Raw genomic sequence first — 20,505 nt, forward strand, 5'->3', positions numbered from 1 at the left:
ATGAGATTTCCCATAGCGCAAGCTAGTAAGATCCCTGAAAGATGATCAGGTTGATAGGTCAGAGGTGGAAGCGTGGCGACATGTGTAGCTGACTGATACTAATCGATCGAGGACTTAACCAAACTTTAAAAGCGTAAGCTTTACTCAGCAACCTGTTATCTAGTTTTGAAAGAACAAAACTTTTTCAAAAAAGTCTTGCTTTCTTTTTTAAATCATGTATAATATAATATGTCTGGTGGCGATAGCGAAGAGGTCACACCCGTTCCCATACCGAACACGGAAGTTAAGCTCTTTAGCGCCAATGGTAGTTGGGACTTTGTCCCTGTGAGAGTAGGACGTTGCCAGGCTTTTATATCGGAGGATTAGCTCAGCTGGGAGAGCACCTGCCTTACAAGCAGGGGGTCGGCGGTTCGATCCCGTCATCCTCCACCATCGACTATTTAAGTCAGAGATTGCACGCCGGTGTAGCTCAATTGGTAGAGCAACTGACTTGTAATCAGTAGGTTGGGGGTTCAAGTCCTCTTGCCGGCACCATTTTTTTCGAGCCATTAGCTCAGTTGGTAGAGCATCTGACTTTTAATCAGAGGGTCGAAGGTTCGAGTCCTTCATGGCTCACCATTTAATATTCACACGCGGGTGTGGCGGAATTGGCAGACGCGCTAGACTTAGGATCTAGTGTCTTACGACGTGGGGGTTCAAGTCCCTTCACCCGCATCTTTACTTAATTTCATATATGCGCGGAAGTAGTTCAGTGGTAGAACACCACCTTGCCAAGGTGGGGGTCGCGAGTTCGAACCTCGTCTTCCGCTCCACGTATATAAGTCCTGCCGGGGTGGTGGAATTGGCAGACACACAGGACTTAAAATCCTGCGGTAGGTGACTACCGTGCCGGTTCAAGTCCGGCCCTCGGCACCATTTTAATAAGCGCCCGTAGCTCAATTGGATAGAGCGTTTGACTACGGATCAAAAGGTTAGGGGTTCGACTCCTCTCGGGCGCGCCATAAACGGGAAGTAGCTCAGCTTGGTAGAGCACTTGGTTTGGGACCAAGGGGTCGCAGGTTCGAATCCTGTCTTCCCGACCATTTATGGGGCCTTAGCTCAGCTGGGAGAGCGCCTGCCTTGCACGCAGGAGGTCAGCGGTTCGATCCCGCTAGGCTCCACCAATGAAATTAAATAATTGTAACGAATAATATGGCGGTGTAGCTCAGCTGGCTAGAGCGTACGGTTCATACCCGTGAGGTCGTGGGTTCGACTCCCTCCGCCGCTACCATATAAGTTACATTTGTTATAAATATACGGAGGAATACCCAAGTCCGGCTGAAGGGATCGGTCTTGAAAACCGACAGGGGTGTTAAAGCCCGCGGGGGTTCGAATCCCTCTTCCTCCGCCATTTATTTATATCATATTCATATCATCGCGGGGTGGAGCAGTTCGGTAGCTCGTCGGGCTCATAACCCGAAGGTCGCAGGTTCAAATCCTGTCCCCGCAACCAAAGTGGTCCCGTGGTGTAGCGGTTAACATGCCTGCCTGTCACGCAGGAGATCGCGGGTTCGATTCCCGTCGGGACCGCCATTTACATAAAGGCTCGGTAGCTCAGTTGGTAGAGCAAAGGACTGAAAATCCTTGTGTCGGCGGTTCGATTCCGTCCCGAGCCACCATTTTAAGACGGCGATTGTGGCGAAGTGGTTAACGCACCGGATTGTGGTTCCGGCATTCGTGGGTTCGATTCCCATCAGTCGCCCCATCTTAAGTAATGCGGGTGTAGTTTAGTGGTAAAACCTCAGCCTTCCAAGCTGATGTCGTGAGTTCGATTCTCATCACCCGCTCCAAATAATGGGCCTATAGCTCAGCTGGTTAGAGCGCACGCCTGATAAGCGTGAGGTCGGTGGTTCGAGTCCACTTAGGCCCACCATATTCCACAGTAGCTCAGTGGTAGAGCTATCGGCTGTTAACCGATCGGTCGTAGGTTCGAGTCCTACCTGTGGAGCCATACGGAGAAGTACTCAAGTGGCTGAAGAGGCGCCCCTGCTAAGGGTGTAGGTCGTGTAAGCGGCGCGAGGGTTCAAATCCCTCCTTCTCCGCCAGTCGTTTTAAATTTAAATATGGCCCGTTGGTCAAGCGGTTAAGACACCGCCCTTTCACGGCGGTAACACGGGTTCGAATCCCGTACGGGTCATCTTAAAAAGGTTTGCATATATGCAAACCTTTTTTTATTTGCGCTTTTTTAAAGATTAAGTAAACAGGAATAATAGTTAGGAATAATTACCATGAATTTTCAGAATAAAAAGTAAGTTTTAAGCAGGATTTTCCCTATATCATATGGAATTATTCATAAAGTAATAAAGTATGAAGAGTATGGAATAAAGAGTAATTTTAAAGAACATTTATTCTATTATATTTGTAGAAAAGGTTTATGTTTTTACTATAAAAGGGAATGAGTGGTAAGAAGCGTATATTATGTGCGTATATTATGTTTGAAGTTAAAGGGGTGGCAAAAGTGAATCTAGCGGTTCAGCCTACTGAATTTGATGTTCATTTGTATCACGAAGGAAACTTATTTCGCAGTTACTCTATTTTCGGTGCGCATCAGGTAACGGTAGAAGGAATTGAAGGCGTACGATTTTGCGTGTGGGCACCTCATGCAAAGGGTGTAAGCGTTGTAGGTGATTTTAATAAATGGAACGGTTTTCAACATTCAATGGTTAAAGTTAATGAAGAAGGTATTTGGATGACATTTATCCCTGAATTAGAACAAGGGACTATTTATAAATATGAAATCATCACACAAAGCAATCAAAAAAAATTAAAAGCAGATCCATACGCTTTCTTCAGTGAAGTGCGTCCAAACACTGCGTCTATTGTTTACTCATTGGATGGGTACAAATGGAACGACCAATATTGGCGTAGAAAGAAAAAACAGCAAAATATATATGAAAGACCACTGTGTATTTACGAGCTGCATGCAGGGTCTTGGAGGACTCATGAAGATGGCAGCCTTTATACATACAGTGAATTAGCACAGGAGCTTATTCCTTATATTGCTGAACAAGGTTTTACACATATTGAGTTATTACCAGTCATTGAGCATCCGCTCGACCGATCCTGGGGATATCAAGGAACTGGATACTATTCTGCTACCAGTCGATACGGTACACCTAAAGAGTTGATGAACTTTATAGATGAGTGTCATCAAAATAATATAGGCGTTCTTTTAGACTGGGTACCCGGGCATTTTTGTAAGGATGAACATGGTCTGTATATGTTCGATGGAGAACCTACTTATGAATACAAAAAAGAACCCGACCGTGAAAACTATGTTTGGGGAACAGCTAATTTCGATTTAGGCAAGCCTGAAGTACAAAGTTTTCTCATTTCGAACGCTTTGTTTTGGTTGGAGTACTTCCACATAGATGGATTTCGAGTAGATGCTGTAGCTAATATGCTTTATTGGCAAAATTCTTCTGGAAAAGCAGTAAATGATGGAGCTGTCAGCTTCTTAAAAAAATTGAATGAAGCTGTTTTTAAATCTGATGAAACGATATTAATGATGGCAGAAGATTCAACGGATTGGCCCCTTGTTACAGCACCTACGTATGAGGGCGGTTTAGGCTTTAATTATAAGTGGAACATGGGATGGATGAATGACGTTTTAACGTACATGGAAGCTGGCGTGGAAAGACGTCCCTATCTTCACGATAAAATGACCTTTTCACTAATGTATGCGTTTAACGAAAACTTTATTTTGCCGCTTTCTCATGATGAAGTCGTACATGGGAAAAAATCATTGCTTAATAAGATGCCAGGTGATTACTGGCGCAAGTTTGCACAGCTTCGACTGCTATATGGATATTTCTTTGCACACCCTGGAAAAAAGCTTTTATTTATGGGCGGAGAGTTTGGCCAATTTGATGAGTGGAAAGATTTGGAAGAATTAGACTGGATGCTTTATGACTTTGACATGCATCGCAATCTTAACGGATATATGAAGGATCTCATCAAGATTTATAAAAGAAGCAAGCCTTTATATGAATTAGACCATAATCCAGATGGATTTGAATGGATTGATGTTAACAATCATCATCAACAAATTTTCTCCTTTATTCGCAAGTCGAAAGAAAATCAGGAGATTTTTATAGTTGTTAGCAATTTTTCTGAGTATCCATATCATTCTTACAAAGTTGGAGTTCCAGTTGAGACAGAGTACATTGAAGTTATTAACAGTGATGACGAAGTGTACGGCGGTTCAGGCATTGTAAATAAAAAGGCATTAAAATCAGTGGATGAATCGTTTCACGGTCAACCTTTTTGCATTGAAATGAATATTCCGCCGTTTGGCATTAGTATACTACGAGCAAAGAGAAAACGAGGGGAGAGAAAACAACATGTTAAAAAAGAAATGCGTAGCGATGTTATTGGCAGGAGGAAAAGGTAGTCGGCTAAGTTCACTTACAAAAAATCTAGCAAAGCCAGCTGTACCATTTGGTGGTAAGTATCGAATTATTGATTTTGCTTTAAGTAATTGTACAAATTCAGGTATTGAAACAGTAGGTGTATTAACACAATATCAACCGCTAGTTCTCAATTCATACATTGGAATTGGAAGCGCTTGGGATTTGGACCGACGGAATGGTGGCGTCACAGTATTGCCTCCATACGCGGAGTCAGATGGAGTAAAGTGGTATAAAGGCACGGCTAGCGCTATTTATGAAAATTTAAACTATTTGACACAATATGATCCTGAGTACGTACTGATTCTATCAGGTGATCACATTTATAAAATGAACTATGAAAATATGCTTGATTATCATATAAACAAAGAAGCAGATGTAACGATTTCTGTTATTGAAGTACCTTGGGAAGAAGCGAGCCGTTTTGGTATTTTAAATACAAATAGTGACCTAGATGTAATGGAGTTCGATGAAAAGCCACAGCGTCCTAAAAATAATCTAGCTTCTATGGGGATTTATATTTTTAAATGGAGTATTTTAAAAGAATATTTAGAAATGGATGCACGCAATCCATACTCAAGCCATGATTTTGGTAAAGATGTTATTCCGCTTTTACTAGATGAAAAGAAAAAGCTAATTGCATATCCATTCCAAGGTTATTGGAAAGATGTAGGAACTGTAAAAAGCTTATGGGAAGCGAATATGGATTTGTTATGTGATAAAGACGAGCTTAATTTATTTGACTCTTCATGGAAAGTATACTCTGTTAACCCTAATCAGCCTCCTCAATATATTGCGCCAAACGCCTGCGTGGTGGAGTCATTAGTAAATGAAGGGTGCGTTGTCGAAGGAAACGTAGAGCAGTCCGTGTTATTTCCAGGTGTACAAATCGGTTCAGGTTCTGAAGTTAAGAAAACGGTTGTCATGCCTACTGCAAAGATAGGCTCTAACGTATATATTGAAAACGCAATTGTTCCATCGGACATTGAAGTTCCAGACGGTACTATCATTCGACCGACCAAAGGAAGCGAAGAAGTAATTCTTGTTACTCAAGAATTGATTGAATCAGTTGCTAAATGCATTTAACGAACAGAGAGGATGAACGACATTGAATAATCAAATGCTTGGTATTATTGATGCTTGTACAAACACAACAGCGCTGCAGCCTTTAACCTTTTATAGATCGATTGCTGCCATTCCTTTTGCAGGGCGCTATCGATTAATCGATTTTACGCTTTCTAATATGGTGAACTCTGGAATTTCGAGCGTTGCCATTTTTCCTCGTGATCGCTATCGCGCATTGATGGATCATATAGGTTCAGGAAAAGAATGGGATTTGGATCGGAAGCGAGATGGATTGTTTATCTTCCCTCCTATGACAAGTGATTTACACTTAGAGAGTCCATCACTATTCACGCAGTTCCGTTATCATATTGATTATTTCTTAAGAAGTAAGCAGGAATACGTATTAATTGCTAATAGTTATACGATATGTACAGTTGACTTTGAGCACGTGCTGCAGCGTCATATTGCTTCAAATGCAGATATTACTGAAATGAAGCAGGGTGATAAATCGCTTAATATGTATATTATTAATAAATCTATTCTAGTTAATATTTTGCAAAATGAATCGCATGATTTTTATACGATTAAAGAAATGGTTCGATATATGGCACAATCTCATCGTGTAGAAAAGTACGAGCACCATGGATATACGGCTGAGATTTCTAGCTTAGATGCCTACTATAAAACAAGTATGGAAATTTTATCTCCAGATGTTTGGAAGCAGTTATTTATCAACGAACGTCCTGTTTTCACTAAAGTAAAAGATGAACCGCCTACTCGTTACGCAAAAAAAGCGGTTGTGAAAAACTCAATGATCGCAAACGGGTGCGTGATTGAAGGACATGTGGAAAATAGTATTATCTTCCGAGGCGTTAAAATTGGAAAAGGTACGGTCGTTAAGAATAGCATTGTGATGCAAAAAGGCGTTATTTTAGAAAATAGTGTATTAGAAAATGTTGTTTTAGACAAAGATGTGAAAATAGGAAGTAATGAAACGTTGCTAGGTGAGTCAGGTCTACCTAGAGTCATTGCTAAAGGAACAACTCAAGGAGCGTTGATGAAGTCGTGAATGTATTATTTGCTGTATCAGAATGTGTACCTTTTATTAAAACAGGAGGATTAGCAGACGTAGCAGGTGCCCTGCCTAAAGAATTAAAAAAGTTAGGAACGAACGTATGTGTAGTCATGCCAAAGTACGGAACCATTCCTCAACATTATCAAGATGAAATGGTGCTTGAAAAAGTTATTCATGTGCAGGTTGGGTGGAGAAGACAGTACTGTGGGATTGAATCGTTAACGATGGATGGCGTTAAATATATTTTCATTGATAATGAATATTATTTTAAAAGAGATAGCTTATATGGGCACTACGATGACGCTGAACGATTTGCTTTCTTCAGCAGAGCTGTGCTTGAAGCTATCCCATTTTTAGAGAATGAGCCTGATATCATTCATTGTCACGACTGGCATACGGCTATGATTCCATTTTTACTTCGTGCTAATTATGATATGTATGATCATATCCAGACGGTCTTTACGATTCATAACTTGCAATTCCAAGGAATTTTCCCTAAAAGCAATTTATATGAGCTATTAAATTTAAATGATTATTATTTTACTACAAGCCAGCTCGAGTTTTATGGGAATATTAATTTTATGAAAGCGGCTCTTGTATCAGCTGATAAAATTACCACGGTAAGTCCTACATATCGAGATGAAATTCAAATGCCCTATTACGGAGAAAGTTTAGATGGATTATTGCGTCAGCGAAATCAAGATTTAATTGGGATTGTAAATGGAATCGATGAAGAAGCTTATAGCCCAGACGCAGATCAGCTTATATCTTATCCTTATTCTGTAGAAGAGATTGAAGGAAAATATAAAAATAAAAAAGAGCTCCAGCGCTATCTTGAATTAGAGGAAAATAAGGATGTTCCAATTATTTCGATGGTTACAAGGTTAACCCAGCAGAAGGGATTGGATTTAGTCAAGCACGTTTTCCATGAGACGGTTAACTTAGGAGCCCAAATTGTTATTTTAGGAACTGGCGAACACGAGTTTGAGCAGTTTTTCCGTGAGATGGAAGATACGTACCCGCAACAAGTAAAAGCCATTATTGGTTTTAATGAGGAACTTGCTCATAAAGTTTATGCCGGTACGGATTTATTTTTAATGCCTTCCCGTTTTGAGCCTTGCGGACTCGGACAATTAATAGCCTTAAAGTATGGAACCATTCCAGTCGTGCGTGAAACGGGCGGCCTGAATGACACGGTCAAAGCTTATAATGAATATAGCGGAGAGGGAAATGGCTTCTCTTTTAAGAATTATAATGCTCATGACATGCTTCATACGTTAGAAAGAGCTGTTTCATTTTATCACCAGAAAGATGTATGGAAAAAATTAATGATGGATGCTATGAGTCAGGATTATAGCTGGGGGCAATCGGCATTTAAATATAATCAATTGTATTCAAATTTGACATCTACTCCATCGTGAAAGGGTGAGCAGATTGTTCTCTGATAAAAAAAGCTTTCAAGAGGCTTTTTTAAAAAAGCTGGAAATGACATATGGAAAGAGCTTTAAAGAATCTACTGTTCAAGATCACTATCATACATTAGGAAATATGGTGCGAGAGTATATTAGCAGCGATTGGATTTCAACCAATGAAATTCATAGGTCTTCACATACAAAGCAAGTGTATTATCTTTCTATCGAATTTTTATTAGGCAGACTGTTGGGTCAAAATCTGTTGAACTTAGGAATTCGGGAAGTTGTAAAAGAAGGATTAAGTGATCTGAATATTTCACTTGAAAATATTGAGGAAATCGAAGTAGACGCAGGATTAGGAAACGGGGGATTAGGCAGGCTTGCTGCTTGTTTTTTAGATTCTCTTGCTTCACTTAATCTTCCTGGTCACGGTTATGGGATTCGCTATAAACACGGTTTGTTTGATCAAAAGATTGTAAACGGCTTTCAAATTGAGCTCCCAGAACAATGGTTAAGGCATGGGAATTCATGGGAAGTACGCAAATTAGATCAAGCAATCGAAGTGAACTTTTGGGGCGAAGTTGAAATGGTACAGGAAGACGGAACATTCTCTTTTCGTCATGTAAAAGGAGAACCCGTCTCTGCTGTTCCTTATGACATCCCGGTTATCGGGTATAAAACAGATACAGTGAATACACTTCGCCTTTGGAATGCGGAGCCTTCATCATTTCCAGTACATAAAGATGTGATGGAGTATAAGCGTCAAACAGAGGCTGTATCAGAATTTTTATATCCGGATGATACACATGAAGATGGTAAAATATTAAGGTTGAAACAGCAATATTTTCTTGTGTCAGCTAGCTTACAAAGTATTATCAGAGCACATCGAAATACCTATCAAACACTTACAAACTTTCACGAAAAAGTAGCCATTCATATTAACGATACGCATCCTGTACTTGCGATTCCTGAGCTAATGAGAATTTTACTGGATGAAGAAAAAATGGAATGGGAAGATGCATGGCATATTACGTCCAATACCATTTCATACACAAACCATACGACTCTTTCTGAAGCCCTTGAGAAATGGCCGATTGATTTATTTCAACCCTTGCTTCCACGAGTGTATATGATTATTGAAGAAATTAATGAGCGCTTTTGTAAAGAATTATGGGAAGCATATCCAGGAGACTGGCAGCGGATTGAAAATATGGCTATTGTAGCGCACGGGCTAGTAAAGATGGCTCATTTAGCAATTGTGGGAAGTTATAAAGTAAACGGCGTGGCAAAGATTCATACTGATATTTTAAAAGAACGAGAAATGAAAGATTTTTATCAGTTTTATCCTGCTAAATTTAACAATAAAACGAATGGAATTACCCACCGGCGCTGGTTGTTAAAAGCTAACCCGCAGCTTTCCTCTCTTATTACCGAGGTGATAGGAGATAAATGGATTAAACAGCCGCATTCTCTTATAAAGCTCCAAGAGTATGTGGAAGATCCAAGCTTTTTACAAGGACTAAAAACAGTAAAACAACAGCGTAAAAAGCTGCTTGCCGATATTATTCAAGAGCAAACGGGAATTAAAATAGATTCACATTCTATTTTTGATGTACAGGTTAAAAGGCTTCATGCTTATAAAAGACAGCTTTTAAATGTACTGCACATTATGTATTTGTACAATCGATTAAAAGAAGACCCTAATTTTCAAATCGTGCCTCGTACATTTATTTTTGGTGCGAAAGCTTCTCCCGGCTATTATTATGCAAAAAAAGTCATCAAGCTAATTAATTCTGTAGCTGATGTTGTCAATCATGATCCACAAACATCACCGTTTTTAAAAGTCGTTTTTTTAGAAAACTATCGAGTGTCACTTGCTGAGTATATCTTTCCTGCAGCGGATGTCAGCGAACAGATTTCAACCGCCAGCAAAGAAGCTTCGGGAACGGGAAATATGAAATTCATGATGAACGGAGCGTTAACTCTTGGTACGATGGACGGAGCGAACGTCGAAATTAGCGAGGCAGTAGGAAAAGATAATGTCTTTATTTTTGGGTTAAAAGCCGAAGAAGTATTGAGCTATCAGCAAAATGGAGGATACCGTGCCTATGATTATTACCATCATGATAAGCGGATTCGACAAGTGCTCGAGCAGCTCACAAACGGCTTCTTACCTGACACATATGACTTATTCGAGCCTATATATGATTCATTATTAATGCAAAATGATGAATACTACGTACTCCGTGACTTTGACTCATACGTTACGGCACAGCAAAAAGTAAACGAAGCTTATGGAAATGAAAATAAATGGCTTCAAATGAGTGCGACGAACATTGCACATTCCGGCTTTTTTTCTAGTGACCGAACGATTGAGGAATATGCATCTGATATTTGGGAAATTCATTCCACTAAAAATTTATTAAATCAATAAATAAAAAAGGTGTAGTCAACGACTACACCTTTTTTATTTTATCTGTTGTCACCGTTTAAGAAATCACCTAAAGAACCAAGGATACTGCCTTCACCTTTACCTCCCGTTGGTGAAACTGCACTTGATAAAACGCGATCGGCTAGTCGGCTAAAAGGAAGAGATTGAATCCAAACTGTTCCCGGTCCTGACAGAGTAGCAAAAAACATGCCTTCTCCTCCAAACAGAGCTGTTTTAATTTTCCCTACATATTCGATGTTGTAATTTACATCACGGGTCATGGCCACTAAACAGCCAGTATCTACACGAAGGCGTTCACCCGGCTGCAGCTGTCTCTTATGAATGGTGCCGCCTGCATGCAAAAATGCTAGGCCATTGCCTTCTAATTTTTGCATAATAAAACCTTCACCGCCAAAGAAGCCAGTTCCTAGTTTTTTTTGAAAGTCAATACCAACGGATACGCCTTTGGCAGCGCATAAAAAGGAGCTTTTTTGACAAATAATTTTATGATCGAGCTGCTCTAAATCGACAGGAATAATCTTACCTGGAAAAGGTGAAGCGAAAGATACTTTTCGCTTGTGATATCCGTTATTTGTATATACCGTCATAAATAAACTTTCACCAGTTAATACGCGTTTCCCAGCACCTTTTAGTTTATTAAAAAGTCCGCTGCTGTTGGAGGAAGAACCGTCACCAAAAATGGTTTCCATCTCAATATCATCTTCCATCATCATCATTCCTCCAGCTTCTGCTATCACACTTTCTGAAGGATCTAATTCAATTTCAACAAACTGCATGTCATCTCCATACAATTTATAATCAATTTCATGTGCATTCATTATGTTCACCTCATTATTAATTCTAATCTCCTATTCATTCGATGTCATCTCCCATAGCTCCTACTAAAAATAGAAAAAAGAGTAGTATGAAGAACTACTCCTTTTCAGTGTATGGATCTTTCTCATAGGCCGGTAAATCTCCAAATATGGTCATCGTACCTTCTTCATCCAGTGCATTTTCATATCGCTCATGCTCTTTTGAAGGATAAATAGGAAGAGGCTGTCCATATAAATCGGTAGCGGCAAAGTTTTCATAATCTTCAACGTACCCAATAGCTTCATCCGCCTCAATATAGGTTTCACTATAGTTAGACGTATCTTCTATAAAATCAGAAGGAGATTCAGACGTCCCGTAACGCGCAACGTCTTGCCAAGAATCTTCTGCGTCGTATCCTGTCGTCTCGGTATCGTCATAGTCGTATTGACCAAATGGGTGATGGAGAACATTTTCTTCTACAGGTCTGTGCTTTGGAATATCCTGTGATGGGCTATGTTCTCTACAGTATAAAGTAGTTGGTACAGCCTGAAGTCTTTCAAATGAGATATCTGCTCCACATACTTTGCATGTTCCATACGTGCTGTGAGCGATTGCCTGCAGTGCTTCTTCTATTTCATGTAGCTCTTGTTTTGCATGTTCATTTAGTGCAAGGTCTTTTTCACGCTCGTATGTTTCTGTGGCTGTGTCACCAGGGTGGTTATCGTAGCTTGAAAGTTCTCCTACAGCATCGTGAGCGTCGCTTCGAGTTAGACCAAAATGATCATTTTGATCAAAGTGCGATTGAATATCAGCCTGCTGCTGCTGTAAATTTTGTTTTAACTGACTGATTTCTTGTTTTGAAAGTGTCATGAAGCTCCCCCTTAAAAATTTAGTGTGCTTTTGTAGTATGTGTTAAAAATTCAAAAAAACACGATTCATATTAGGAGGATTTGGGGTATTCATGAAGCTAAGAGAGAAATGGAGTGGAAAATTAAAGAAAGGTAAAGGTTATAGAAAAGGGTATGATAAAAATAACGTTCTTGAGGGCTAAAGAGTACTAAATAGATCATAAAGATTTTTTTATTGGTTTACTGAAAAGGCGTAATTTAGACAAGCGAAATTAATTTTTGCTCATGAATCGCGATGCTAGATTTTTTTGAACTGAAAGTTTATAATAAGTTAGTTACAGACTTAAGAAAAAAAGATGAACGGGGGGACGTAGTGTGATTGCAACGACCGAACAGTTAGTACAAGAATACATTAAAGATGCGATTGAGTGTGCAAAAAATGAAAATCAGCCAAAATTGGTCAGTTTAGTGAAAAAAGTAAGACCTATTGACCCCCTTATTTTTTATGCGAACGGACATGACCAGTTTTATAAAGAACGCTTTTTTTGGAAAGATCCCAACAGTTATTATACATTTGTTGGATTAGGATATGCGCATACTATTTGCACCAATGCGGCAAAAGAACGTTATTTCCACATTGAAAATGAATGGAAGCGCTTTATAAAAGAAGACTTTTATAAAAATAACCAAATTTTCCCTGATGGGACAGGTCCTCTTTTATTTGGAGGATTTTCATTTGACCCAAATCAGTATCGAGAAAACTATTGGAGTGATTTCCCGAGTTCAAAATTTATGATTCCAACTGTGTTATATACCCAGGTAAATAAAGAAGGATATCTTACCGTTAATATGATGGTTAAAGGACAAGATTCTGTAAAAGAGCACATCAATTATTTCGAAGAGGTCCAAAAACTTGTTCTTTGTGAAGAGTACGACGGGGAATCTCATATTTCACCTTTGCTGTTGGAAAAAGAAGAAATTGGGGTAGAGAAATTTAAAGGAAATATTGAAAGAGCTACTACTTTAATTAAGCAACAGGTTATAGAGAAAGTGGTTCTTGCTCGCCAATTAAAAGTAAAATTTAATGAAGATATTTCTACTGAATACGTGCTTCAGCGTCTGTTAAAGGAACAGCCAACTAGCTACACATATATTTTAGAGGGAGAGCATCAGCATTTTATCGGCGCTTCCCCAGAAAGACTAGTACAAAAACAAGGAGATTACGTGTTTTCCACTTGTTTAGCGGGTTCGATTCCAAGAGGAAAGACAAGGCAGGAAGATCACGAACTAGGTGAGGAATTGCTTCGGGATCCTAAGAACTTAATTGAGCACGATGTTGTTGTTCATATGATTAAAGAAGCGATGAATTCTTATTGTTATGAAGTAGAAATTCCAAATAAGCCAAGTTTATATAAAACAAAGCATATTCAACATTTGTATACACCTGTGAAAGGGCGTATAAAGGAAGATGTGACGCTATTTTCATTTATTCAAAAGCTCCATCCAACACCAGCGTTAGGAGGATATCCTCAACAGGAGGCCTTGCCTATTATTCGAAAGCTAGAATCCTTTGACCGAGGGTGGTACGCAGCTCCTTTAGGATGGATGGATATCAATGGAAACGGTGAATTTATAGTAGGAATCCGCTCGGCTGTTATTCAGCAAAAAGAAGCTGTTTTATTTGCGGGCTGTGGAATTGTAGCAGATTCTACGCCTGAAAGTGAATATGAAGAAACAAAAATTAAATTCAACCCGATGCTTTCAGCTTTAGGAGGGATTATGCGTGGAACACATTAAATCATTAACAACGTATATTGCGTCATTCGTGGATGAATTAGTAGAAGCAAATGTTGAAGAAGTAGTGGTCAGTCCAGGGTCACGTTCAACGCCTATTGCGATGCTTATGGCTGAGCACCCTGATATTCATGTGCATTTAAACATTGATGAACGTTCTGCCGGCTTTTTTGCTCTAGGAATAGCAAAAGCAAAGAAAAAACCAGTGGCGCTTGTATGTACATCTGGAACAGCTGCAGCGAATTATTATCCTGCAGTAATTGAAGCTCACTACTCACGCATTCCTTTAGTCGTTATCACAGCCGATCGGCCGCACGAGTTAAGGGATATAGGTGCCCCGCAGGCAATTAATCAGAATCATCTTTTCGGTCAGTATGCGAAGTGGTTTGTAGATACAGCTTTACCAGAAGAAAGTGCAGATATGAATCGTTATATTCGAACAGTAGCTTCAAGGGCTGTTCATACAGCTCAAGCTATACCGAGCGGTCCTGTACACATTAACGTACCTTTACGTGAACCGATTGTACCAGATTTGTCTATTGAAGATTTATGGAGTCAAGGGAAACGCGGTAAATCATATGTGGCTGCTATTCATGGAGAAGCATCTCTATCTGAAAAAGGATTCGAAGAAATTGCGAAGCGCCTAGAGGGAACAACAAAAGGACTTATTATATGCGGAGATCAAATGTCTTTAAAAGCAGTAGACAGCGTATGCCGTTTAGCTGACGCTTTAAGCTTTCCGGTGCTCGCAGATCCGTTATCACAATTAAGAAGCGGCAAGCATTCAAAAGAAAATGTAATAGAGACATATGATACATTTTTAAAAAGTGATAAGGTTGATGAGCGTTTTTACCCCGAAGTTGTCATTCGTTTTGGCGCGATGCCGGTATCGAAACCGCTATTGCAATTTTTAAAAGCACACGAGCCGAAAGAAATGTTTGTAGTTGACCAAGGTAAAGGCTGGAGAGATCCTACTTTGCGTTCAACAGTGATGATTGAAGCCAATGAAACATTATTTTGTGAAGAACTGATCAAGCGCCTTTCAGCGAATCAAGAGGAGTCTACTTCATGGCTGAGTCTATGGAAAAAGATTAATGCTCAAACTGCACAGGCTCTCAAAACATTAACTTCTGGCCAGGAATGGTTCGAAGGACAAGTAGTTCAAGAAATTGTGGATGTAGTACCTGAAGGCACGGCTTTGTTTGTTGGAAATTCAATGCCTGTTCGAGATATTGATTCTTTCTTCTTAAATACGGAGAAAGATATTCCACTTTTTGTAAACCGAGGAGCAAATGGAATTGATGGTGTGGTTTCGTCTGCTCTAGGCGTAAGCACGGCTTACGATCACACCGTTTTATTTATTGGTGACCTATCTTTTTATCACGATTTAAATGGTCTGCTGGCAGCTAAGATGCATAATTTAAATTTAACCGTTGTGCTAGTTAACAATGACGGCGGAGGAATTTTTTCATTTTTACCGCAGTCAAAACAAGAAAAGCACTTTGAATTTTTATTCGGTACGCCAACTGGATTGAATTTTGAGCATGCCACTCGTCTGTATGATGGCACATTTTCTTCAGCAAGCAGCTGGGAAGAATTTCGACATGCAATGAACCATGCTTTCACAAAAGGCGGGTTACATGTTGTAGAGATTCGCACAACTCGTACAGAAAATGTAGAGACTCATCGCAGTTTGTGGAAACTTGTTTCCGAGGAAATAAATTTGTCAAACGGTGAGGAATAAGCAATGATGTATCAATTAAATGGTGTATCTTACTATGTGCACACCGAGGGAAAAGGAGAGCCGCTGCTGCTTCTTCACGGCTTTACCGGTTCTTCTCAAACCTGGCGTACCTTTATGAAGAAATTCGTTAAAGACTATCAAGTGATTGCTGTTGATATTATTGGTCATGGCCAATCAGCAGCTCCGAAAGAAATCAAACCATATTCAATGGAAGCAGTTGTTGAAGCACTGCATGAGCTGCTTCAACAGCTATCTCTATCACAGGTGAATGTAATTGGATATTCGATGGGAGGAAGGCTTGCTCTCTCATTTGCTCAGCGATATCCACACCCTGTGAAAAAGTTGGTATTAGAAAGCGCATCGCCTGGTTTAAAAACGCGAGAAGAACAAAAGCTAAGAAAAGAAAAAGATGAGCAGCTGGCGAGCCGCATTGTGAAAAATGGAATTGAAGAATTTGTGAACTTTTGGGAGGAAATCCCTCTTTTTCGTTCTCAAAAGCAATTGCCTAGCTATGTTCAAGAAGCGGTGCGTCAAGAAAGACTTTCGCATACAGAAATCGGCCTTTCCAACAGCTTGAAAGGAATGGGAACAGGAGTCCAGCCGTCCCTTTGGGAGAAGCTGGACGATCTGTTGATGCCGGTTTTGCTTATTACAGGAGAAGTAGATCAAAAGTTTTGTTTAATTTCCAAAGAAATGCAAACATTAATACCAAATGCTACTTCTAAAATTATTTTAGGGACAGGCCATGCAATTCACGTGGAACAACCCGAGATTTTTGGTAGAATAGTAAGTGAGTTCTTAGCTACTACATAATTAGGAGGAAATAAAGATGACAGTTGAATGGACATCAGTACGTCAATATGAAGACATTTTATACGAAACATATAACGGAATCGCTAAAATTACGATTAACCGTCCGGAAGTGCACAATGCATTCCGTCCAAAAACAGTAATGGAATTGATCGATGCATTTGCTTATGCTCGTGACGATGCAAGCGTTGGAGTAATTGTATTAGCAGGTGCTGGGGATAAAGCATTTTGCTCAGGCGGAGACCAAAGAGTTCGCGGTCACGGCGGCTATGTAGGAGAAGATGAAATTCCACGTCTAAACGTTCTAGATTTACAGCGTTTAATTCGCGTAATTCCAAAGCCGGTTGTTGCAATGGTATCAGGCTATGCAATTGGTGGAGGCCACGTTCTTCACGTTGTATGTGACTTAACAATTGCAGCGGATAACGCAGTCTTTGGACAAACAGGTCCTAAAGTTGGAAGCTTCGATGCAGGATATGGCTCTGGTTACTTAGCTCGCATCGTAGGCCATAAGAAAGCGCGTGAGATCTGGTTCTTATGCCGTCAGTACAACGCTCAAGAAGCACTAGACATGGGATTAGTAAACACGGTCGTTCCATTAGAACAGCTTGAAGCTGAAACAATTCAATGGTGTGAAGAGATGTTAGAAAAAAGTCCAACCGCTCTTCGTTTCTTAAAAGCAGCATTTAATGCTGATACGGACGGCTTAGCTGGTATCCAGCAATTTGCGGGTGACGCAACGCTTCTTTATTACACAACGGACGAGGCAAAAGAAGGTCGCGATGCATTTAAGGAAAAACGCAATCCAGACTTCCAACAGTTCCCACGTTTCCCTTAAACAGCTGAAACAGCTTGGTGATTATCATCAGGCTGTTTTTTCAATTTGATTTAGTTAATTAGTATAAAAAGGAGAGAAATTTATGAGTGGCCAAACGATTCCTAATGGGCTTATGCAAAGAGCATATTTGACGCCAAACCGAGTGGCGGTAGAAACACCGCAAACATCGCTTACTTTTCAAGAGCTTCATAAGCGTGTTCAAAAAGTAGCGCAGCAGCTTTCGTTTAACGGTGTAAAGCAAGGTGATACCATTGCTTTATGCATGAAAAACAGCGTGGAGTTTATTGAGATTTTACATGCGGTTTCTTATATTGGCGCTCGGGTGCTGCTCGTCAATACGCGTTTGACAAATGAAGAAATCAATTATCAGCTAACAGATGCAAACGTGTCGTTGCTTATTACGGATGAAGCATTTTTAACGAGAGAGTTCCAAAGTTCTATTACTCAGCTTCCTTTATCTTCTTTAAAAAGTTCTCCAGAAACAGAAACGTATTTTCAGAAAACTTGGAATCTCGAGGAGACGTTCACCATTATGTATACGTCTGGAACAACAGGTAATCCAAAAGGAGTGCTGCAGACATATGGAAATCACTGGTGGAGTTCCATTGGTTCAGCGCTTAATTTAGGATTAAATGAAAAAGACTGCTGGCTTATAGCGGTTCCTTTGTTTCATATTAGCGGATTATCCATTTTAATGCGGAGCGTCTTTTACGGAATGAAAATCATTTTAGAAGAACGATTTGAAGCAAGAGCGGTGAATGAAGCCATTGAAAACAAAGGAGTAACAATTATTTCGGTTGTCACTTCCATGCTATCGAATATGCTGGATGAATTAGCTGAACGTAAATATCCAAATACATTTCGCTGTATGCTTTTAGGAGGAGGACCCGCACCGCTTACTATTTTAGAGGCTTGTGTGAATAAAGAAATTCCTGTTTATCAAACGTATGGAATGACAGAAACATCTTCACAGTTCGTTACGCTTTCACCTGAAGATAGTTTGCGAAAACTGGGATCAGCAGGTAAACCATTATTTCCGTGTGCAATGAAAATTGTAGATGAGAATGGAAATGAAACACGTGAAGCAGGAGAAATCATTGTTAAAGGTCCAAATGTTACAAAAGGATATTTAAATAAACCTGAAGCTACTAAAAAAGCCCTTCAACAAGGCTGGTTCTATACAGGAGATATAGGGAAAGTGGATGAAGAAGGCTTTCTATATGTATTAGACAGACGTTCGGACCTTATTATTTCAGGTGGAGAAAATGTATATCCAGCTGAAATTGAAAATGTTTTGTTGAAGCATCCCGCTGTTAAAGAGGCCGGTGTAACGGGAGTAGCCGATGGAAAATGGGGACAAGTTCCTGCAGCATGCATTGTTATAAACGAAGACGTTTCAGATGAAGAGTTATCTTTACACATTCAACAATTTTTAGCAAAGTACAAACTTCCAAAGTATTTCGTTCGAGTAGAGGAGCTACCGCGAACGGCCTCTAATAAAATCATACGCCGGAAGCTATCATCGTTCATACAGAAAGGAATTTAATCGATGATTATCAAAAAAGTACATCTTTATAAAATTGACATGAAGCTTCTTTCTCCTTTTTCAACAAGCTATGGTACGGTCCAGGATCGAGAATTGATTTTGCTTGAAGTAGAAGATGAAAAAGGATTTACAGGATGGGGAGAAGTCGTTGCTTTTTCATCTCCTTGGTATACGGAAGAAACGATTCGGACATGTTTTCATATGTTAGACGATTTTTTAATTCCTTCTCTTCTTCACCAGCAGCTTCAAAAACCAGAGGATGTTCAAAAGTTATTCAAACCTCTAAAGCGCAACAACATGGCTAAAGCAGCTTTGGACTGTGCTGTATGGGATTTGTATGCAAAGCGCCAAAATAAGCCCTTAGCCGAAGTAATTGGCGGAGTAAGGCCTGCTGTAGAAGCTGGAGTGGTAGTTGGCTTAAATGATATTTCCATCATGAAAGAACAAATAAAGACTTATATGAAAGATGGTTATAAGCGCTTTAAAGTGAAAATTAAGCCAGGCGCTGACTATGAGCTACTGAAACAAATTCGAGATGAATTTCCAAGCATTCCTCTTATGGCTGATGCCAATTCAGCCTATAAGTTAAGCGATAGTGATTCATTGAAAAAACTAGATGAATTGAATTTAATGATGATCGAACAGCCGTTAAGTTCGGATGATATCCTTGATCATCGATTATTACAAAAGCAAATGAAGACGCCGATTTGCTTAGATGAAAGTATTGTGAGCTATGAAGATGCACGTCATGCAATCGAACAAAAAAGCTGCAAGATTATCAATGTGAAAATCGGTCGAGTTGGCGGAATGTCTGTAGCAAAAAAAATTCATGATTTATGCGCCCTACACGGTGTAAGGCTTTGGGTTGGCGGAATGTTAGAAGCCGGGATTTCACGAGCTCATAATATCGCCCTTGCCACACTGCCTTCTTTCACGATACCAGGTGACATTTCTGCGTCGTCTCGCTATTGGGAAAAAGATATTATTAAGCCCGAAGTAGAGGTAGAAGCCGGAGTAATAAAGGTGAAGGAAAAACCGGGGATCGGATACGATATTGATAAAAAGTTTATCAAAACAATCACAGCATTTGAAAAAGAATACAAATAATTAAAAACCGTTTTTTATGAAAAACGGTTTTTTATTGATGTTGGCAATGTTTAGTAGAAAAATAGGACAAATTTTTTAAAAAGAGCACATTGTTCCATCAAGCGTGTCAAAACATGTTATGATGGAGTAGTTTGATGAAAAAAGTCGAAGGATTTTATCGTAAAAAACAAAATTATTTTTGAAAATAGGTTGATAGTTTTCTAAGTTGTCCTATATAATGTGTTTATAACATAACACAATATGTTGTTTGTTAAACAATAATAAAATACTATATTTTGTGTTTTCCAGTGAAAAAGGTGTCTGATAAAAAGACTTAAAAGGGAATTTGGTGAAAATCCAAAGCTGTCCCCGCAACTGTGAATGCTGATGAAATAAGGAAATCCACTGTGAGTAAACATCATGGGAAGGCCTTAAAGTAAAAAGAAGCATAAGTCAGGAGACCTGCCTTTTTTATGTCGTTTTATCTTCTTCGGGAGGTGAGAGGGTAGAGCGAGGATTGAGAAAAGACTTAGTGTCTTCTTCTATCTTCGTTCTATTCGCTCACCGAGGTACGGTGAGCGATTTTTTATTT

At 39.6% G+C, this 20,505-nt stretch carries 13 protein-coding genes, 20 tRNA genes, 2 rRNA genes and 1 riboswitch; of the genes, 33 read left to right on the plus strand and 2 right to left on the minus strand.

Features of this window, described 5'->3' with window-relative positions; genetic code table 11:
* From ACNHOZ_RS00005 to ACNHOZ_RS00135, 27 genes are all read left to right on the plus strand, one after another.
* Positions 1 to 122: ribosomal RNA gene (locus ACNHOZ_RS00005) — 23S ribosomal RNA — on the plus strand; the annotation flags it as partial.
* A gap of 109 nt (positions 123 to 231) precedes the next feature.
* Positions 232 to 347 (plus strand): 5S ribosomal RNA (gene rrf / locus ACNHOZ_RS00010).
* 9 nt (positions 348 to 356) lie between these two features.
* Positions 357 to 432 (plus strand) — tRNA-Val (locus tag ACNHOZ_RS00015).
* A gap of 26 nt (positions 433 to 458) precedes the next feature.
* Positions 459 to 534, plus strand: a tRNA-Thr gene (locus ACNHOZ_RS00020).
* Positions 535 to 542: 8 nt separating this feature from the next.
* A tRNA-Lys gene (locus ACNHOZ_RS00025) sits at positions 543 to 618 on the plus strand.
* A 14-nt stretch (positions 619 to 632) separates the two neighbouring features.
* Positions 633 to 714: transfer RNA gene (locus ACNHOZ_RS00030), tRNA-Leu, on the plus strand.
* Between the two features lie 23 nt (positions 715 to 737).
* Positions 738 to 812, plus strand: a tRNA-Gly gene (locus ACNHOZ_RS00035).
* Between the two features lie 14 nt (positions 813 to 826).
* Positions 827 to 915, plus strand: a tRNA-Leu gene (locus tag ACNHOZ_RS00040).
* A gap of 9 nt (positions 916 to 924) precedes the next feature.
* Positions 925 to 1,001, plus strand: a tRNA-Arg gene (locus tag ACNHOZ_RS00045).
* Positions 1,002 to 1,005: 4 nt separating this feature from the next.
* Positions 1,006 to 1,082, plus strand: a tRNA-Pro gene (locus tag ACNHOZ_RS00050).
* 5 nt (positions 1,083 to 1,087) lie between these two features.
* Positions 1,088 to 1,163, plus strand: a tRNA-Ala gene (locus tag ACNHOZ_RS00055).
* Between the two features lie 30 nt (positions 1,164 to 1,193).
* Positions 1,194 to 1,270 (plus strand) — tRNA-Met (locus ACNHOZ_RS00060).
* Positions 1,271 to 1,297: 27 nt separating this feature from the next.
* Positions 1,298 to 1,390, plus strand: a tRNA-Ser gene (locus ACNHOZ_RS00065).
* Positions 1,391 to 1,415: 25 nt separating this feature from the next.
* Positions 1,416 to 1,492 (plus strand) — tRNA-Met (locus ACNHOZ_RS00070).
* A 4-nt stretch (positions 1,493 to 1,496) separates the two neighbouring features.
* A tRNA-Asp gene (locus ACNHOZ_RS00075) sits at positions 1,497 to 1,572 on the plus strand.
* Positions 1,573 to 1,582: 10 nt separating this feature from the next.
* Positions 1,583 to 1,658: transfer RNA gene (locus ACNHOZ_RS00080), tRNA-Phe, on the plus strand.
* 10 nt (positions 1,659 to 1,668) lie between these two features.
* Positions 1,669 to 1,744, plus strand: a tRNA-His gene (locus ACNHOZ_RS00085).
* A gap of 11 nt (positions 1,745 to 1,755) precedes the next feature.
* Positions 1,756 to 1,829: transfer RNA gene (locus tag ACNHOZ_RS00090), tRNA-Gly, on the plus strand.
* A gap of 6 nt (positions 1,830 to 1,835) precedes the next feature.
* A tRNA-Ile gene (locus ACNHOZ_RS00095) sits at positions 1,836 to 1,912 on the plus strand.
* 3 nt (positions 1,913 to 1,915) lie between these two features.
* Positions 1,916 to 1,990 (plus strand) — tRNA-Asn (locus tag ACNHOZ_RS00100).
* Between the two features lie 3 nt (positions 1,991 to 1,993).
* Positions 1,994 to 2,084 (plus strand) — tRNA-Ser (locus ACNHOZ_RS00105).
* Positions 2,085 to 2,104: 20 nt separating this feature from the next.
* Positions 2,105 to 2,176: transfer RNA gene (locus tag ACNHOZ_RS00110), tRNA-Glu, on the plus strand.
* 294 nt (positions 2,177 to 2,470) lie between these two features.
* A complete protein-coding gene (gene glgB, locus ACNHOZ_RS00115) occupies positions 2,471 to 4,432 on the plus strand; it encodes a 1,4-alpha-glucan branching protein GlgB (RefSeq protein WP_063248613.1) in 1,962 nt (653 codons plus the stop codon).
* Complete coding sequence (locus ACNHOZ_RS00120; protein WP_016765788.1) at positions 4,383 to 5,534, plus strand: glucose-1-phosphate adenylyltransferase; 1,152 nt, start codon at positions 4,383 to 4,385, stop codon at positions 5,532 to 5,534. The genes glgB and ACNHOZ_RS00120 overlap by 50 nt, the downstream gene beginning before the upstream one ends.
* 22 nt (positions 5,535 to 5,556) lie before the next feature.
* Entirely contained in the window at positions 5,557 to 6,582 is a 1,026-nt protein-coding gene (locus tag ACNHOZ_RS00125; RefSeq protein ID WP_025750736.1) for a glucose-1-phosphate adenylyltransferase family protein, read from the plus strand.
* Complete coding sequence (glgA, locus tag ACNHOZ_RS00130) at positions 6,579 to 8,009, plus strand: glycogen synthase GlgA (RefSeq protein ID WP_033579578.1); 1,431 nt, start codon at positions 6,579 to 6,581, stop codon at positions 8,007 to 8,009. Before ACNHOZ_RS00125 ends, glgA begins: the two co-directional genes overlap by 4 nt.
* Positions 8,010 to 8,022: 13 nt before the next feature.
* Positions 8,023 to 10,434 carry a glycogen/starch/alpha-glucan phosphorylase gene (locus ACNHOZ_RS00135; RefSeq protein ID WP_048019665.1) on the plus strand — a complete coding sequence of 804 codons (2,412 nt, stop codon included), beginning with the start codon at positions 8,023 to 8,025 and terminating at the stop codon, positions 10,432 to 10,434.
* Between the two features lie 38 nt (positions 10,435 to 10,472).
* Here ACNHOZ_RS00135 and ACNHOZ_RS00140 read toward each other — a convergent pair whose 3' ends face one another.
* Positions 10,473 to 11,270 carry a TIGR00266 family protein gene (locus ACNHOZ_RS00140; protein WP_013059569.1) on the minus strand — a complete coding sequence of 266 codons (798 nt, stop codon included), beginning with the start codon at positions 11,268 to 11,270 and terminating at the stop codon, positions 10,473 to 10,475.
* A 94-nt stretch (positions 11,271 to 11,364) separates the two neighbouring features.
* A complete protein-coding gene (locus tag ACNHOZ_RS00145) occupies positions 11,365 to 12,117 on the minus strand; it encodes a TraR/DksA C4-type zinc finger protein (RefSeq protein ID WP_013059568.1) in 753 nt (250 codons plus the stop codon).
* A 353-nt stretch (positions 12,118 to 12,470) separates the two neighbouring features.
* Here ACNHOZ_RS00145 and ACNHOZ_RS00150 point away from each other — a divergent pair, with 353 nt between their 5' ends.
* The 6 genes from ACNHOZ_RS00150 (at position 12,471) to menC (ending at position 19,934) form a co-directional block, all read left to right on the plus strand.
* Positions 12,471 to 13,892, plus strand: a complete 1,422-nt coding sequence (locus ACNHOZ_RS00150; RefSeq protein ID WP_255905878.1) for an isochorismate synthase — start codon at positions 12,471 to 12,473, stop codon at positions 13,890 to 13,892.
* Complete coding sequence (gene menD / locus ACNHOZ_RS00155) at positions 13,879 to 15,633, plus strand: 2-succinyl-5-enolpyruvyl-6-hydroxy-3-cyclohexene-1-carboxylic-acid synthase (RefSeq protein WP_033579580.1); 1,755 nt, start codon at positions 13,879 to 13,881, stop codon at positions 15,631 to 15,633. The genes ACNHOZ_RS00150 and menD overlap by 14 nt, the downstream gene beginning before the upstream one ends.
* Before the next feature lie 3 nt (positions 15,634 to 15,636).
* Positions 15,637 to 16,446, plus strand: coding sequence for a 2-succinyl-6-hydroxy-2,4-cyclohexadiene-1-carboxylate synthase (menH, locus tag ACNHOZ_RS00160; RefSeq protein WP_243495221.1), 810 nt, complete (start codon positions 15,637 to 15,639; stop codon positions 16,444 to 16,446).
* A 16-nt stretch (positions 16,447 to 16,462) separates the two neighbouring features.
* Positions 16,463 to 17,281, plus strand: coding sequence for a 1,4-dihydroxy-2-naphthoyl-CoA synthase (gene menB, locus ACNHOZ_RS00165; protein ID WP_013085280.1), 819 nt, complete (start codon positions 16,463 to 16,465; stop codon positions 17,279 to 17,281).
* An 82-nt stretch (positions 17,282 to 17,363) separates the two neighbouring features.
* Entirely contained in the window at positions 17,364 to 18,827 is a 1,464-nt protein-coding gene (locus tag ACNHOZ_RS00170) for an o-succinylbenzoate--CoA ligase (RefSeq protein WP_098112340.1), read from the plus strand.
* 3 nt (positions 18,828 to 18,830) lie between these two features.
* A complete protein-coding gene (gene menC / locus ACNHOZ_RS00175; RefSeq protein WP_048019668.1) occupies positions 18,831 to 19,934 on the plus strand; it encodes an o-succinylbenzoate synthase in 1,104 nt (367 codons plus the stop codon).
* Positions 19,935 to 20,211: 277 nt separating this feature from the next.
* Positions 20,212 to 20,397, plus strand: a riboswitch (cobalamin riboswitch).
* The last annotated feature ends 108 nt before the right edge of the window (positions 20,398 to 20,505 follow it).

The organism is Priestia sp. D51 (genome assembly GCF_053345675.1).

What these genes read in the sequence shown, in the direction of transcription:
- ACNHOZ_RS00140 (WP_013059569.1), bottom strand. Translation starts at nt 11,270, where the DNA reads ATGAATGCACATGAAATTGATTATAAATTGTATGGAGATGACATGCAG.
- ACNHOZ_RS00120 (WP_016765788.1), top strand. Translation starts at nt 4,383, where the DNA reads ATGTTAAAAAAGAAATGCGTAGCGATGTTATTGGCAGGAGGAAAAGGT.
- menC (WP_048019668.1), top strand. Translation starts at nt 18,831, where the DNA reads ATGATTATCAAAAAAGTACATCTTTATAAAATTGACATGAAGCTTCTT.
- ACNHOZ_RS00145 (WP_013059568.1), bottom strand. Translation starts at nt 12,117, where the DNA reads ATGACACTTTCAAAACAAGAAATCAGTCAGTTAAAACAAAATTTACAG.
- ACNHOZ_RS00170 (WP_098112340.1), top strand. Translation starts at nt 17,364, where the DNA reads ATGAGTGGCCAAACGATTCCTAATGGGCTTATGCAAAGAGCATATTTG.
- glgB (WP_063248613.1), top strand. Translation starts at nt 2,471, where the DNA reads ATGTTTGAAGTTAAAGGGGTGGCAAAAGTGAATCTAGCGGTTCAGCCT.
- menB (WP_013085280.1), top strand. Translation starts at nt 16,463, where the DNA reads ATGACAGTTGAATGGACATCAGTACGTCAATATGAAGACATTTTATAC.
- menH (WP_243495221.1), top strand. Translation starts at nt 15,637, where the DNA reads ATGATGTATCAATTAAATGGTGTATCTTACTATGTGCACACCGAGGGA.